The organism is Enterocloster sp. OA13 (genome assembly GCF_022440595.1).
Taxonomy (GTDB): Bacteria; Bacillota; Clostridia; order Lachnospirales; family Lachnospiraceae; genus Enterocloster; species Enterocloster hominis.
Genome location: NZ_JAKNTF010000001.1, coordinates 2,347,112 through 2,362,878, shown reverse-complemented (window position 1 = coordinate 2,362,878; position 15,767 = coordinate 2,347,112). Strand labels below are relative to the sequence as shown.

Below are 15,767 nucleotides of genomic sequence, written 5' to 3'. Positions count from 1 at the left end.
CCGGGCGGTGAAGGCAAGGCCGCACAGGCTGGTTTGTTGCGAGGGGGAACCGCATGGACGATTATATTATTGAGATGCTGGGCATCACAAAGGAATTTCCCGGTATTATAGCGAATGACAATATCACCCTTCAGCTTAAGAAGGGGGAAATCCACGCCCTGCTGGGTGAGAACGGAGCGGGTAAGTCCACGCTGATGAGCGTGCTGTTCGGGCTTTACCAGCCAGAAAAGGGTGTGATTAAGGTCAGGGGACAGGAAGTGAAAATCAAAGGCCCCCTGGATGCCAATGCCCTGGGCATCGGCATGGTACACCAGCATTTTAAGCTGGTGCATAATTTTACGGTCCTGCAGAATATCGTCCTGGGCATGGAGACGGTCAGGCATGGATTTTTGAAAATGGATGATGCAAGGAAAAAGGTAGTGGGACTCAGTGAGCGGTACGGCCTGTACATTGACCCGGACGCCCTGATCCAGGATATCACGGTGGGGATGCAGCAGAGGGTGGAAATCCTGAAAATGCTTTACCGGGACAATGAAATCATGATTTTTGACGAACCCACTGCCGTGCTTACGCCACAGGAGATTGACGAGCTCATGGAGATCATGCAAAGCTTAGTGGCCGAAGGCAAGTCCATCCTGTTCATCACCCATAAGCTGGATGAAATCAAGGCGGTGGCAGACCGGTGTTCCGTGCTGCGCCGCGGTAAATACATAGGTACCGTTGATGTGGCCTCCATTTCCAAGGAGGAAATGTCGGAGATGATGGTGGGCCGCAAGGTAAGCCTTACGGTTGAGAAGACCCCGGCGTCCCCCGGCAGGTCTATACTGGAAGTGGAGCATGTATCGGTGCAGTCCCACATAGAGGGACATACCAAGCTCCTGGTCAACGATGTAAGCTTTGAGGTGCGCAGCGGTGAGATTGTCTGTATTGCGGGAATCGACGGCAATGGGCAGACCGAGCTGGTCCATGCCATCACCGGGCTTGGGGAAGCTGCCCGGGGCCGGATCCTGTTAAACGGCGAGGATGTGACGAAGAAGAGCATACGGCACAGGAACACGTCCGGTCTGAGCCATATCCCTGAGGACAGGCACAAACACGGCCTGGTGCTGGATTATAATCTGGCATATAACCTGGTCCTGCAGCAGTATTTTGAACCTGGGTTCCAGAAGGCGGGTTTCCTGCAGGATGATGAGATATACAGATATGCGGACCGGCTGATTGCCGACTTTGATATCCGGAGCGGTGAAGGCGCGGAAACGGTCACGCGGAGCATGTCCGGCGGCAACCAGCAGAAGGCAATCGTGGCAAGGGAGATTTCCAGGGACCACGATATCCTTCTGGCAGTGCAGCCGACCAGGGGCCTGGATGTGGGCGCCATCGAATATATCCACCAGATGCTTGTGAAGCAGCGGGATGAGGGCGCTGCCATCCTTCTCATATCCCTGGAACTGGATGAGGTCATGAACTTAAGCGACCGTATCCTTGTGATGTTTGAAGGCGGGATTGTGGCGGACCTTGACCCGGGCGAGGTCACGGTCCAGGAACTGGGGCTTTACATGGCTGGTTCCAAGCGGCAGGATATGACGGCCGGGCGTGATGAAGAAGGCCAGGATGTACAGGGAAATGGCGCAGAAGGCCGGGATGTACAGGGAAATGGCGCGGAAGGCCGGGATGTACAGGGAAATGGCGCGGAGAGCCAGGATGTACAGGGAGAAGATGCAGAAGGCAGCGATACTCCAGGAAAGGCAGGTGATGCATGATGAGCAGGCCTAAGACACGGAAAAAGCGCGATTATGTTGGGGTATTATCCTCCGTATTTGCAATCATCATCGGACTGCTGGTGGGATTTGCCATACTGCTTTTCAGTAATCCTTCCCAGGCAGTGCCGGGATTCATTACCATACTTACAGGCGCATTGACCCACGGCTTAAAGGGCGTGGGGCAGGTGTTCTATTATGCAACGCCCATTATCCTTACCGGTCTTTCCGTGGGATTTGCGTTTAAGACAGGGCTGTTCAATATCGGTACGCCGGGGCAGTTCATTGTGGGCGCATTTGCGGCGGTCTATGTGGGCATCATGTGGAAGGGGCTGGGGCCTGTCCACTGGGCAGCGGCCCTTCTGGCGGCGGTCCTTGGCGGCGCGCTGTGGGGTATGGTTCCGGGGCTTTTGAAGGCATATTTTAATGTAAATGAGGTAATTGCCTCCATCATGATGAATTACATCGGCATGTATATGGTTAACTGGATTGTGAAGAGCTATAAACCCCTGTTTAATAACTTGAGGAATGAATCCAGGAACGTGGCTTCCACGGCCCAGATTCCCAAGATGGGCATGGACCGCCTGTTCCCGGAATCCAGTGTGAACGGGGGAATCCTGATTGCCATTGCAACCGTGATCCTTATCTGGGTCATCCTGAACAGGACCACCTTCGGATATGAACTGAAGGCGGTTGGTTTTAACCGGGATGCCAGTAAGTATGCGGGCATTAATGAGAAGAAAAGCATCATCATGAGCATGGTGATTGCAGGCGCCATAGCCGGTATGGCGGGCGGGCTTTTGTACCTGGCCGGGACAGGGAAGCACATTGAGATAAAGGATGTGCTGGCGTCCGAAGGCTTTACGGGAATCTCCGTGGCCCTTCTGGGACTGAGCCATCCCATCGGCGTACTGTTCTCGGGTATTTTTATCGCCTACCTGACGGCGGGCGGATTCTATCTGCAGCTTTTTGAATTTTCCACGGAAATCATTGATATCATCGTTGCAGTCATCATTTATTTCAGCGCATTTGCACTGATTGTGAAGACCATCCTGACCCGTGTCAACAAGAACAGGGAGAAAGGAGGCGGGCAGTCATGAGTGTTGTATACTTTATTTTCCAGCAGACCATGCTGTTTACGATTCCCCTGATGATTGTGGCGCTGGGCGGCATGTTTTCCGAGCGCAGCGGCGTTGTGAACATTGCCCTGGAAGGTATCATGACCATGGGGGCATTTACGGGAATCCTGTTCCTGAACATGACCGGAGGAAAGATGGGCGGGCAGCTCCAGCTGTTCCTGGCCATCCTGATTTCAACGGCCACAGGCGCGGCTTTTGCGTTTTTCCACGCATATGCCTCCATCAATATGAAGGCCAACCAGACCATCAGCGGAACGGCGCTTAACATGTTTGCGCCTGCATTCGCCATCTTTGTGGCAAGGGTCATCCAGGGAGTCCAGCAGATACAGTTCAATAATACATTCCGCATTGAGTCGGTTCCGGTGCTTGGAAGGATTCCCTTCTTAGGACCGTTGCTGTTCCAGAATACGTATATCACCACCTATCTGGGCATCCTGATCCTGATTGTTTCGACCCTTGTGCTGTACCGCACCAGGTTCGGCCTGCGCCTGCGTTCCTGCGGTGAACATCCCCAGGCAGCGGACGCGGCGGGAATCAATGTGTACAGGATGCAGTATGCGGGAGTCCTGATATCCGGTGTGCTGGGCGGCCTGGGCGGTCTGGTGTTCGTGGTCCCGACCTCCACCAACTTTAATGCGGACGTGGCCGGATATGGTTTCCTGGCATTGGCCGTGCTTATATTCGGGCAATGGAAGCCGGTGAGGATCATGTGGGCATCCCTGTTCTTCGGCCTTATGAAGGCGGTGGCGGCGGCTTATTCCGGTATCCCCTTCCTTGCAGCCACGGGTATACCAAGTTATGTGTATAAGATGATTCCCTATCTGGCCACCCTGATTGTACTTGTATTCACCTCCAGGAATTCCCAGGCGCCGCGGGCATCCGGCGTGCCGTATGATAAGGGACAGAGATAGGAGTTCGATTTAGATTTTAAAATCAATCGTAGTGGATGTTCTCTTTTTGTAAAATGCCAGTTTGTAAACAGGCTCTGATGTTGGATATATTTTTCATGGGAGAGGTTTTGTGACACTTTTAGAGATACACGTCAGACATATCTGTCAGCAGGCTATTATGTTTGCACGGGCTGGAAAAAGATAATGGTTCAGACCATGCTTCGGATTATGTCAGGTCAGCTCCGAAAGGACAGGCAAAAATTGCTATATGCCAAGATTTTTGGGGATATAAAGATTAATGAACTGGAGAAAATGCTGGCAGTCATGACAAAATCCCGAGATCCTTCTATATGGATATACTTACCTTATACCTGCCCACTAAAAAACAAGAACCGCAGCCCTCAAAAGGTTGCGGTTTTGTGCGTCGGGTAGCAGCTTTTAGGATAACAGATAGAGCCTGGAAAGCCAACTGTCGTATCATAGCCGTTACGGTTAGGTAGCCAGTCAAAAATGTGTTGACAATAGTTTGGCGAACCGATATAATATACTTAACAAGAGAACCGATGACTAGATATAGCCTAGCCACCTCGGTGTATAATTACTTAAATAGCGCTACACTGTCCAGGTGGGGGCGCTATTTTTTATGCAGATAAACAAGAGTTATAACTGCGCATAGCATAATTACAAAGGTGAATAAATCGCCATATGTAACATACATGAGCACCAGCCCCTTTCTTTTGTATAAGTAGGTGGCTGGACATATCGCCCCATCGGTTCCCTTGGTAAGTATATTATATTGTCATTCTGCTGTCCCGAATTGAGTCTCGGGGCTTATTTCATTATGTTTTTGCTGAATGGTCTTCCTCTATATACTCCAACAAATCTCCTGGTTGACAGTTGAGCGATTCACATGGTTTATTAAGCGTTTCCTTGCTTGCAATTTCACCGTTACGGATTTTTTGCATTTGTGCTTCGCCAATAAGTTTCTCATGTCGTATGTGATAAGTAGTATATTCATTTTCTTTTAATGCAGCAAGAATGTCAATTTTGTATTTTAGCATATAGTTTTAACTCTGTTTCTACTATAGCACCTCTTACTAATTGTATCAACTCAAATCGGGTATATAATAAGTACATAAGGTTGATACAATAAATCAAGGAGGACACGGCAATGACAGAGAATGAGAGCAGGGGGTGAAAGGGCAGTTGAGGTAATCGATGGAGTATTAACCATTGAGTTTGCAAAGACAGCCATCGCCCAGAAGGTACCAAATGCCAGATGGAGCAGACCGAGCAGCACCACAAAGCCATTCTCTGCCAAAGGAATCAAAAGCCATAATATACATCTATACATCGGAGGTCATAAGACCTCTGGCAGAAAATTTAAAAATTTACACACTTTACTTGATAAACCCTAATCAAACAGGCTCTAGTAAAGTGGTTTGGGTGGTTTCATATGGTTGCTATTTATGTGATAATATGGTAATATATGAAAGCGCCCTGAGAGCATGTTTAGAAGCTGCTCTGGTAGAAGGCGCTTTTATTACGAGATGGGGGATATATAATCATGGAACGTGAAAAATTTTCGTCCAGGCTTGGCTTCATCCTTATATCCGCAGGATGTGCCATTGGCCTTGGCAATGTATGGCGTTTCCCATATATCGTAGGTGAATACGGAGGCGCGGCATTCGTGCTGGTCTACCTTGCATTCCTTCTGATATTGGGACTGCCGATTGTAGTAATGGAGTTTGCGGTTGGACGGGCCAGCAGGAAAAGCGCGGCCCTGTCCTTTGATGTGCTGGAACCAAAAGGGAGTAAATGGCATCTGACAAAGTATCCTGCCATGGCAGGCAACTATATCCTGATGATGTTTTACACCACGGTTGGCGGTTGGATGGTCCTCTATTTTTTCAAAATGCTCATGGGTGACTTTGCCGGCCTTGAGGCAGAGGCCGTGGCAGGGGAATTTAACACCATGCTGGGAAACCCCGCATTGATGGGAAGCTTTATGGTGGTCGTGGTATTGCTGTGTTTCGGCGTGTGTGCCATGGGCCTTCAGCAGGGGGTGGAGCGCATTACCAAGGTCATGATGGTGTGCCTTTTGGGGCTGATGATTGTGCTGGCTGTCCATTCCATGATCCTTCCGGGCGGAGGTCCGGGGCTGGAGTTCTACCTAAAGCCTGATTTCGGCAAGATGAAGGAAGCCGGGGTGGGGGAAGCCGTGTTCGCGGCCCTGGGACAGTCCTTTTTTACGCTGAGTATTGGAATCGGCGCCCTGGCTATCTTTGGAAGCTATATCGGCAAGGAGCGGTCCCTGACAGGGGAGGCGGTCAGTGTTGCGCTTTTAGACACCATGGTTGCATTTATGGCGGGACTCATTATCTTCCCTGCCTGCTTTGCCTATAACATTGAGTCCAAATCAGGGCCTGCCTTGATTTTCATCACCCTGCCCAATGTATTCAACCATATGGCAGGCGGGAGGATATGGGGGACCATGTTTTTCCTGTTCATGTCCTTTGCGGCATTTTCAACCATCATCGCGGTGTTCCAGAATATCATATCCTTTGCAACGGACCTGACCGGCTGTTCCATCAGAAAGGCGGTTGTATGGAACATCGTGGTAATCATCATCCTGTCCATCCCGTGTGTGCTGGGATTCAACCTGTGGAGCGGTTTTGCTCCGCTGGGCGAAGGAAGCACGGTCCTGGACCTGGAGGATTTCATCCTCAGCAATAACCTGCTTCCCATCGGAAGCATGCTGTATCTTTTATTCTGCACCAGCCGGTATGGTTGGGGATTTAAGAAGTTCATGGCGGAGGCCAATGAAGGGGAGGGAATCCATTTTCCTGCCTGGGCAAGGATTTATGTGAGTTATATCCTGCCTCTGATTGTACTGGGTATCTTCATCCAGGGATATGCTTCCAAATTTGTGGGCTAGTATGTGTAAAAAGGCGCCGTCACAAAGGCGGCACTGATAAAACAGCATCGGAATATTTTCGGGAAACGGCGTAGCTTCGGCTATGCCGTTTCTCCGTGTATCAACTTTCATACATGGCAGCTATATCATGGATTCTGCGCTTCATTTCCGTACGGATATGTAACGGTTCCAAACATTCACATTTATTTCCAAAACCTAAAAGGATATCGTAGTGGTATCCGTTTTCAATGAAAGGAAAGCTGACAATATAATGCTCATTCCCATCTGGTGAAAAATCATCATAAGTACAGTAGTCGAGCACCCTGTCCATGACAGATTTATGGATACGGATTTTGATTCTTGTCTGCATTGTTTCCCACATTTCCGCAAAGTTTAAAGTTGGTTTTTGATAATCCCGGGGTGTAAAAGTTTCCTCCTGTATTTGCAGGTTTGACATACGGGATAGTCTGAATAAGCGGAAAGCATTCCTTTTATGGCAATATCCTTGCAAATACCAATGACTGCTTTTCAATACAAGCTGATATGGCTCGGCTGTCCGCTCGGTTTTATTTCCATGGTGGGCTATATATTCAAAGGTCAGCAGCCTGCTTTCCTGCAAAGCTGCTTTGATGATTTCCAAATATGGTTGTATGTTTCTGTTGCCTGTCCACGGACTTAAATCTATGCATATCTGATTTACCTTTAGTTCAATGTCTTTTGCCCTGTCGGCGGGGATGAAACTTTTAACTTTGGCAAGAGCGCATACCAGTTCATCGCCCCGTATCATGTTAGAAAGACTGGAAAGACCCATCAAGAGAACGGAAAGGTCGGCGGCCGAAAATACCTTTTTATCAATCTTGTATTCCGGCATGATTTCAAAGCCGCCGCCTGCTCCTGATGCCCCGCGGACAGGAATACCCGCCATGTTGATGGCGTCTATATCGCGGTAAATCGTGCGGGGTGAAACTTCAAACATATCTGCTAACTCCTGTGCGCCGATACGCCTTTTATCAAGGAGTATCATGATAATGCTAACAAGCCTGTCTATTTTCATCTGCCCACCGCCGTTTGATTTTTTAATTGTTGCCATACTGTTGTCAACGATTACATTGTATAATAAAAAAGAAAACAAATCAATCTGCCATTTGGAGGAAACAGTATGCAGAAAAAAGCTTTAGTAATAATAGATATTCAAAACGACATAACAAAGAATTACAAAGATGTGATTGGCAATATCAATCAGGCGGTTGATTGGGCGGTCGATAATAAGATTCATGTTATTTATATAAGGCATGAAAACTTATCAGCCGGAACAAGGACATTTAAGCCCGGCACACCGGGAGCTGAATTGGTTTCAGACCTGAAAATAGTGTCAAAAAATGTTTTTACGAAATGCAAAGGAAATGCATTAACCAGTGAAGGATTTGCAGCTTTTATTAGTAAAAATGATATATGTGATTTTTATATAGCGGGAGCAGACGCCGCCGCTTGTGTAAAATCAACCTGTTATAACTTACGTAAAGCCAATTATAAGGTTAATGTCTTATCAGATTGCATTACCAGTTATGACAAAAGAAAAATTGACGAAATGCTGCGCTATTATGAAAGTAAGGGCAGTAAAATCATTACTTTAAATGATATTTTAATTCAAGGAGAAAATTATTAGATCAAAAGATATGGAATGGCCGATAGATAAGATTGGATACATTCGGGAACAGGAAAATGAATCGGGTTTGTTTAATATATTGAAAGCAAAATGTGATGATAAGGGGGTTATAAGTAGCTGCTACACTGTGGCAGTTCCTTTTTTAAACAAGTATGTAAAATAAGCTTGACATTTAATGTAAAGTAAACTATACTAAAAAAGTAAAAGTTACTTTACATTTTTTGCCTCCAGGTTTTAAGGATGAAAGGGTGGTGGGATTGAAGACTAAAATACAGGAACTGCGCAAACAGAACAAGGTAACCCAGGAGGAACTGGCGGCCGCGCTGGGAGTGACCCGGCAGACCATCATTTCCCTGGAGAACGGCAAGTATAATGCATCACTGCAGCTGGCGTTTAAGATTGCCAGGTTTTTTGAACGAAGCATAGAAGAAATATTTTTATATGAGGAGGAATGATTATGTGGCTGAACCGGTTATTTATTGAGAGTCCTATTGATTTTGAGAAGAGATGCAGGAACCGGGTGTGGATTGGTGTCATGTTCCTGGTATTGGGGGCGGCGGCCCTGGTGCTGTCCTTTGTGGCCAGGAACCGGGTGATGGTAATGTACCTGGAGCCGGGATATACGGATTATATCCCGGGGTTTTACGGAGGGACAGGGGCCGGGCTTGTGGCGGCGGGCGTCATTTCCATCATCAGGAATGTGAAGTACCTGAAGAATCCGGAGCTGGGGAAGAAGCAGAAGATTTATGAGACGGATGAGAGGAACCGGATGCTGGGGCTGCGATGCTGGGCATATACGGGATATACCATGATGCTTACCCTTTATATCGGTATCCTGGTCAGCGGGTTCATCAGCCTGACCGTATCCAAGACACTTATGATAGTGACGGCCTTTTACGCGGTTGTGCTGTTTGTGTTCAGGCGGCTGCTTCAGAAGGCCATGTAGGAGGAACCCTCAGATATGGATCTGGAAAAAAGGATAAATGAGAATTATGAGCGTCTGACGGCCAATGACCGTGAAGTGCTGAACCTGATCCTGAGGGATAAGGACAGGACCACACAGATGAACAGCCCGGAACTGGCCGCCCACTGCCATGTATCCAGGACCACCCTGGTAAGGCTGTTTAAGAAGCTGGGAATTGCCACGTTTGCGGAGTTCAGGCTGCTTTTACAGGAGAAGTCCGGCGGCGGCCCGGCATCCCGGCTGGATATGCAGGAAATCCTATCCGGTTATCACAGGATGGTGGATGACCTGAAGGCATATGATTATGATACGGTGTGCCAGGTAATCCACGAGGCGGACACCATATACCTCTTTGGCACGGGCAATGAGCAGAAGGCGATTGGAGAGGAATTTAAGCGGATATTCCTGATGTTCGGGAAATGCTGCATTGACCTGTTTGATTACGGCGAGGTGGAGTATGCCTCCAGGAATTTTAAGGCGAAGGACCTGTTCATTGCGGTTTCACTGTCAGGAGAATCACAAAGTGGCATCGATGTGCTGCGGTTTGTCCAGTGCAGGGATATACGCACCCTGTCCATCACCCGCTGGACCAATAACACCATGGCCAGGATGTGCCGGTATAACCTGTATGCAGGGACAAAGATGATAGGCGGGGGAGAGGGCGTTAAGCAGGGCGCCGGATATGAGATGGTGGCGGCATTTTACATCCTCTTGGACATCCTGTCTGTTAATTATCTGGAATATATGAGGGAAAGCCATGGGACTGGAAGAACGATTTAATGAGAATTATCACAGGTTTACGGAAAATGAACAATATATATGCAGGTATCTGCTGGAGCACAAGGACAGCTGCATCAGGCTCAGCATAACAGAGTTTGCGGGAATGTGCCACGTGTCGGAGTCCATGCTGGTCCGTTTTGCCAAGAAGAACGGACTCTCCGGATACGGGGAATTAAAGGCCAGGTTCAGGCTTGAGCAGGATACCGGGGACAGGCGGGAAGGGGAACTGCTTGATCTTGTGACGGACAGTTATCACAAGATGATGGATGAGCTGATGCGCAGGGATATGACCTCCCTGTTTGAAAAGCTGCACAGGGCCAGACGTGTATTCCTGTATGGCAGCGGTTCCGCGCAGACCAGGGCTGCCAGTGAAATGAAACGCATCTTCCTTCCGGTGAAGGAGATGTTCCATATTAACGGACACGACATGCGGGGCGCCCTTTCCAGGGTGGTGACGGCAAGGGACATGGCGGTAATCATCTCCCTGTCCGGGGAATCCGGGGCAACGGTGGGCCTGGCAGAGGAGCTGAGGCTCAGACAGGTTCCCATGCTGTCCATCACAAGGATGGGGAACAATACACTGGCATCTGTCTGTGATGAGAACCTGTATATCCACTCCATTACCCTCCCGGCCAGTTACGGCATTGAGTATGAGATATCCACCCCATACTTCATCCTGATTGAGTATCTGTACCTGGCCTATCAGGATTACCTCTGCATGAAATTGCCATAACGGTCATATTGATGTGTACAGATATTCATTTATGGAAAATATGTACTATAAGTGTACAAAAGTTTTAAGAGGTCCCATCCTATTGATGGGGCTTTTTTTGTGTGATAGAATGGGTTCAGAACAAAGGAAGGAGTCAGGACTGATTGGAGGGAAGGATGATAAAGGCAGTCTTTTTAGACATAGACGGGACGCTGCGGGATGAACGGCATGGGATTCCGGCAAGTGCGGTACAGGCCATTGGGATGTGCAGGGAGTCGGGAATCCAGGTTGTCATCTGCACCGGACGGAACCTGGCTTCCATCCAGCCCGATGTAAAGGCGCTGACCGTGGACGGAATCATTGCAGGGGGCGGATGTCTTATACTTGAGGAAGGCCGGGTGCGGAAGAATCTGTTTTTTCAATATGAGGAAATAAAGGAAATGATTCACGTCCTGGTCCGGAAAGAAGTACCCTTTGCACTGGAAAGCCAGCAGGGGATATTCATGAACAAAGCTGCCAGCCTGTGGTTCAGGAAGGATTTTGAGAGGAAGCTGGAAGGGCTGGAGCCATGGGAAAGGCAGAGGCGAAGGGAGGAAAATGGAATCCGCTATGAGGACAACATGGCATGGTACCGTCCAGGGCATGATGCCATCCACAAGGTCTGTATCTGGAGTCCCATGGATGAGCGTGAGGAAATGGAGGGTATGGCGTCCCGGGCAGGAACCATTGTCCAGCAGGGAGGACTGGACGGGCGGTGGTATCTGGAGGTCCTTCCCCCAGGATGCACAAAGGGGGAGGCCATCCGTGAATGGTGCAGGATGAAGGCGGTCAGCCCGTCTGACACCATCAGCTTTGGGGATGGCAGGAATGATATCGAAATGATCCTGTCCACGGGCATCGGCGTGGCAATGGCAGATGGGGATCCCGAACTGAGGAAGCGTGCAGACGCTGTGTGCGGGACGGCCATGGAGGATGGGATATACCGGGAGCTGGTGAGGAGAGGCATCATTTCCATGGAACCGTACGGTGTGGAAAACAGGGCCGGCATGAGGCATGGAGCCAGTATGGAACGCAGGGCAGATATGGAAAAACAATACCAGCGTAGGACGCAGTATCAGGAAAATCTTAGGAGGGAAAAATAATGGCAGGTTCAGGAACTTGGTGGAAGGAAGAAGTAGTATACCAGATTTATCCCAGAAGCTTCAAGGACAGCAACAATGACGGGATCGGCGATATACGGGGTATCACGGAAAAGCTGGATTATCTGAAGGAACTGGGGATAACCATGCTCTGGATCTGTCCCATCTATCAGTCGCCCATGGATGACAATGGTTACGACATATCCGATTACTGTGCGCTGGCGCCGGAATTCGGAACCATGGAGGATTTGGATGAACTGATTGCAGAAGCAGGAAGGAAAGGGATTAAAATCATCCTGGACCTGGTCATCAACCATACGTCTGACGAACACCAGTGGTTCAGGGAAGCCCTCGAACACCCGGACAGCGGGTTCCATGATTACTATATTTTCAGGGAAGGCAGTAAACCGCCCTGCAACTGGCGCTCCATATTCGGCGGAAGCGTCTGGGAAAAGGTGGAGGGAAGGGATGAGTACTATTTCCACGCCTTTGGCAAAAAGCAGCCGGACCTGAACTGGGAAAATGAAAAACTGCGCAGACAGCTTTACAATATGGTCAACGGGTGGCTTGAAAAAGGAATTGCGGGATTCAGGATTGACGCCATCACGTTCATAAAAAAAGACCTGTCCTTTGCAGACCGGGAACCGGACGGGGTGGACGGACTGGCTAAATGTACCAAGGGTTCCAGGAACCAGCCCGGGATTGGGGCATTCCTCAAGGAACTGAAACAGGAAACCTTTGATAAACACGGCTGTGTGACTGTGGCTGAGGCGCCGGGGGTGCCTTATGAGGATTTGGATGAGTTCATTGGACCGGACGGCTATTTTTCCATGATATTTGATTTCCGGTATGCGGACCTGGATATCGCGTCAGGCAGCGAGTGGTTTAAACGGCGCAGCTGGAACGTAAGGGAACTGGGCGGGAAGATCATGGACAGCCAGATGGCGGTGCAGAAATATGGCTGGAGCGCCAATTTCATAGAAAATCACGACCAGCCCCGTGCAGCCACAAAGTATCTTAAGGAGGCACAGGATGATCCGCAGGCAGTGAAGATGCTGGCCGCCATGTATTTCTTCCTGAGGGGAACACCTTTTATCTATCAGGGTCAGGAACTGGGGATGGTGAACTTTGAGCGGCAGTCTCCGGAGCTGTTTAACGATATTTCCAGTATTGACCAGTACCAGCGTTCGCTGGAGGAAGGGCTGGACCCGGATGAGGCGCTGAGAATCGTGAACCTGAGAAGCCGGGACAATGCAAGGACGCCTTTTCCATGGGATGGAAGCCGGTACGGAGGTTTTTCCCAGTCCCAGCCCTGGCTGCCGATGACCATGGAATATCCTGTCATCCATGCTGAGGCACAGTCAGGCGTACAGGACAGTGTGCTGGAATTTTACAAGTCCATGATACAATTCCGCCAGCACGGTCCGTACAGGGACTGCCTCATATACGGCAGCATACGGCCCATCGAAAGCAGCGGGAATGTAATCGCCTATGAGAGGCAGATGGATGATGTGACCATCTGGTGTTATTACAATTTCAGTCATACAGGGACACAGGAGAGGCTGCCGGATGACGCGGCAGGGGCGGTGGGCATCTGGGGAAATGATACGGATGCTGAGATAAGGGACGGCATGCTATGCCTGAAACCGTTCCAGGCCATATTGCTGAAGCAGGATGTTCCACAAAGCGGGACGCACAGCTGATAGAAATGGGATGCACTGCTGACGGAAAGCAGTTTTCAAACAGGCCCAGTACCATTTTCACATATACGCGAAGTCATTTTCATATAATCGGGAGGGAATCAGGATGGAAGGGAATCAGTACCGGCAGGCGGCCGGGGCAATCGTAAATGCGGTCGGGAAGGATAACATTATTTCGGCAACACACTGTGCAACCAGGCTCAGGCTGATTGTGAAGGATAAGGATGGGATAGATGAAAAGGCCCTTTTAGCCATCGGGCTGGTGAAAGGGACGTTTTTCAACGCGGGACAGTATCAGATCATCCTGGGTACCGGCATTGTCAATAAGGTTTATGGGGAAATGCAGGACATGGGGCTTAACGTACTGTCCAAACAGGAACAGGATGAAATTGTTAAAAGCCAGCAAACGGGCGTAAAACGCATGATGCGTATGCTGGGGGACATATTCATCCCTATCATTCCCGTGATTGCGGCCACCGGCCTGTTCCTGGGATTAAAGGGCTGCGTGTTCAATGACAATGTGCTGGGGCTTTTTGGCCTGTCCTCATCCATTATCCCGGACTATGTGGTGATTCTGGTAAATGTCCTTACGGAGACAGCATTTGCCTTCCTGCCCGCACTTATCTGCTGGTCCGCGTTCAAGGTGTTTGGAGGGATGCCGGTCATCGGCCTGGTCATCGGGCTGATGCTGGTATCACCCAGCCTGCCCAATGCCTACGCGGTGGCTGACCCTGGCAGCGGCGTCAGCGCGGTCATGGCATTTTCACGCATTCCCATCGTGGGCTGCCAGGGAAGTGTGCTGACGGCAATCCTGGCAGCGTTCGTGGGCGCTTCCATGGAGAAGAAGCTGAGGAAGATAATGCCCAATGCCCTGGATTTAATCATGACCCCATTCCTGGTCATGCTGGGGACCTTCCTGGTGGTCATGCTGGGAATCGGTCCAATCATGCATGTGGTGGAGCTTGAGCTGGTGACCGTGGTGGAGCACCTGGTCCATCTACCCTTTGGAATCGGCGGGTTCCTCATTGGCGCCACGTATCCCCTGCTTGTGATTACAGGGCTTCACCATACGTACACCATGATAGAAACATCCCTTTTGGCCAATACAGGGTTTAATCCTGTCATCACCCTCTGCGCCATGTACGGGTTTGCCAATGTGGGCACCTGTCTTGCATTTTTTGTGAAGTCCAAAAAGCAGAGTGTGCGGTCAACAAGTATCGGCGCCATGCTTTCACAGCTGTTTGGTATCAGTGAGCCTGTCCTGTTCGGTATCCAGCTGCGTTATAATTTAAGGCCGCTGCTCATTATGCTGTTCACCTCAGGCATGGGGGCCGCGCTGCTGTCCGTGCTCGGAATCCAGTCCAATTCCTATGGACTGGCGGTGCTGCCATCCTATCTTATGTATATTTATAAAGGGAGCCAGCTGCTGTGGTATTTCATCATTTCCGTGTGCTCCGTGGCGTGCTGTTTTGTACTGACCTGCCTTTTTGGGATTCCGAAGGAAGTGCTTCAGGAGGATGAGGACGTTAAGGGGGGCATTCCTGTGGAATCGGATTCTGGAAAACCAGTGCAGGAGACAATGCAGGAGACAATGCAGGAGACAATGCAGAAGTCAATGCAAAGGGAAATGCCTGAAATAACCTCTCCGGCCACAGGCACCCTGGTTCCCCTCAATGAGGTCAGGGACGAGGTGTTTGCCAATAAAGTCCTGGGCGATGGTTTTGCTGTTGATATTACGGATGGAAGGATCCTGGCCCCTGTGGACGGAACCGTTGCCGCGGCCTTTGATACGGGGCACGCAGTGGGCATCCGCACGGAGGAAGGACAGGAAATCCTGGTCCATATCGGAATCGATACCGTTGAACTGGGCGGCCAGGGGTTCCGCCTCTGTGTGGAGCAGGGACAGAACGTAAAACGCGGGGACCTGATGGTGGAAGTGGATATGGATTATGTGAAGGGAAAAGGCAAGGACCTGACTACCATCGTGCTGTTTACTTCCGGTGAAGCGGTGGCTTTAAAGGAATACGGGAAAGTGACGGCGGGGGAAAGGCTGGACTGCCTGGTGAACGGCTAGGGAGTGTTCAGGGCCGTCCGGCGATAAAC

Annotated in this window: 14 protein-coding genes and 1 pseudogene; 13 read left to right on the top strand and 2 right to left on the bottom strand. The window is 49.9% G+C overall.

Going from position 1 to position 15,767, the window contains the following annotated elements; genetic code table 11:
* Nucleotides 1-53 precede the first annotated feature (53 nt).
* From MCJ35_RS10480 to MCJ35_RS10470, 3 genes and pseudogenes are all read left to right on the top strand, one after another.
* Nucleotides 54-1,580 (top strand): annotated as a pseudogene (locus MCJ35_RS10480) (ABC transporter ATP-binding protein); the annotation flags it as partial.
* A 179-nt stretch (nucleotides 1,581-1,759) separates the two neighbouring features.
* Nucleotides 1,760-2,857 carry an ABC transporter permease gene (locus tag MCJ35_RS10475; protein WP_488473318.1) on the top strand — a complete coding sequence of 366 codons (1,098 nt, stop codon included), beginning with the start codon at nucleotides 1,760-1,762 and terminating at the stop codon, nucleotides 2,855-2,857.
* The gene (locus MCJ35_RS10470; protein ID WP_025487196.1) at nucleotides 2,854-3,807 is read left to right on the top strand and encodes an ABC transporter permease; all 954 of its coding nucleotides are present in this window, start codon (nucleotides 2,854-2,856) and stop codon (nucleotides 3,805-3,807) included. The genes MCJ35_RS10475 and MCJ35_RS10470 overlap by 4 nt, the downstream gene beginning before the upstream one ends.
* An 818-nt stretch (nucleotides 3,808-4,625) precedes the next feature.
* Here MCJ35_RS10470 and MCJ35_RS10465 read toward each other — a convergent pair.
* Nucleotides 4,626-4,847, bottom strand: coding sequence for a helix-turn-helix domain-containing protein (locus MCJ35_RS10465; protein ID WP_025487198.1), 222 nt, complete (start codon nucleotides 4,845-4,847; stop codon nucleotides 4,626-4,628).
* A gap of 211 nt (nucleotides 4,848-5,058) precedes the next feature.
* On the opposite strand from MCJ35_RS10465, the gene MCJ35_RS10460 reads away from it, so the two are divergent.
* Both MCJ35_RS10460 and MCJ35_RS10455 read left to right on the top strand, forming a co-directional pair.
* Nucleotides 5,059-5,364, top strand: a complete 306-nt coding sequence (locus MCJ35_RS10460) for a hypothetical protein (protein WP_150825016.1) — start codon at nucleotides 5,059-5,061, stop codon at nucleotides 5,362-5,364.
* Nucleotides 5,354-6,724, top strand: a complete 1,371-nt coding sequence (locus MCJ35_RS10455) for a sodium-dependent transporter (protein WP_025487200.1) — start codon at nucleotides 5,354-5,356, stop codon at nucleotides 6,722-6,724. The genes MCJ35_RS10460 and MCJ35_RS10455 overlap by 11 nt, the downstream gene beginning before the upstream one ends.
* A 100-nt stretch (nucleotides 6,725-6,824) precedes the next feature.
* Here MCJ35_RS10455 and MCJ35_RS10450 read toward each other — a convergent pair whose 3' ends face one another.
* Nucleotides 6,825-7,757: a helix-turn-helix transcriptional regulator gene (locus MCJ35_RS10450; protein ID WP_025487201.1), complete on the bottom strand. Its 933-nt coding sequence runs from the start codon at nucleotides 7,755-7,757 to the stop codon at nucleotides 6,825-6,827.
* A gap of 105 nt (nucleotides 7,758-7,862) precedes the next feature.
* On the opposite strand from MCJ35_RS10450, the gene MCJ35_RS10445 reads away from it, so the two are divergent.
* The 8 genes from MCJ35_RS10445 to MCJ35_RS10410 all read left to right on the top strand — a co-directional run bounded on the left by MCJ35_RS10445 (nucleotide 7,863) and on the right by MCJ35_RS10410 (nucleotide 15,738).
* Complete coding sequence (locus MCJ35_RS10445; protein ID WP_025487202.1) at nucleotides 7,863-8,369, top strand: cysteine hydrolase family protein; 507 nt, start codon at nucleotides 7,863-7,865, stop codon at nucleotides 8,367-8,369.
* A 257-nt stretch (nucleotides 8,370-8,626) separates the two neighbouring features.
* Nucleotides 8,627-8,824 carry a helix-turn-helix transcriptional regulator gene (locus MCJ35_RS10440; protein ID WP_008716207.1) on the top strand — a complete coding sequence of 66 codons (198 nt, stop codon included), beginning with the start codon at nucleotides 8,627-8,629 and terminating at the stop codon, nucleotides 8,822-8,824.
* Between the two features lie 2 nt (nucleotides 8,825-8,826).
* Nucleotides 8,827-9,315: a hypothetical protein gene (locus MCJ35_RS10435; RefSeq protein ID WP_025487203.1), complete on the top strand. Its 489-nt coding sequence runs from the start codon at nucleotides 8,827-8,829 to the stop codon at nucleotides 9,313-9,315.
* Between the two features lie 15 nt (nucleotides 9,316-9,330).
* On the top strand, nucleotides 9,331-10,113 hold the full coding sequence (locus MCJ35_RS10430; protein WP_025487204.1) for a MurR/RpiR family transcriptional regulator: 783 nt from the start codon (nucleotides 9,331-9,333) through the stop codon (nucleotides 10,111-10,113).
* Nucleotides 10,091-10,846, top strand: coding sequence for a MurR/RpiR family transcriptional regulator (locus MCJ35_RS10425; RefSeq protein WP_025487205.1), 756 nt, complete (start codon nucleotides 10,091-10,093; stop codon nucleotides 10,844-10,846). Before MCJ35_RS10430 ends, MCJ35_RS10425 begins: the two co-directional genes overlap by 23 nt.
* A gap of 155 nt (nucleotides 10,847-11,001) precedes the next feature.
* Nucleotides 11,002-11,967 carry an HAD-IIB family hydrolase gene (locus tag MCJ35_RS10420; protein WP_025487206.1) on the top strand — a complete coding sequence of 322 codons (966 nt, stop codon included), beginning with the start codon at nucleotides 11,002-11,004 and terminating at the stop codon, nucleotides 11,965-11,967.
* Entirely contained in the window at nucleotides 11,967-13,667 is a 1,701-nt protein-coding gene (locus MCJ35_RS10415; protein WP_025487207.1) for an alpha-glucosidase, read from the top strand. The genes MCJ35_RS10420 and MCJ35_RS10415 overlap by 1 nt, the downstream gene beginning before the upstream one ends.
* Before the next feature lie 103 nt (nucleotides 13,668-13,770).
* Nucleotides 13,771-15,738 carry a PTS sucrose transporter subunit IIABC gene (locus MCJ35_RS10410; protein ID WP_240299473.1) on the top strand — a complete coding sequence of 656 codons (1,968 nt, stop codon included), beginning with the start codon at nucleotides 13,771-13,773 and terminating at the stop codon, nucleotides 15,736-15,738.
* The last annotated feature ends 29 nt before the right edge of the window (nucleotides 15,739-15,767 follow it).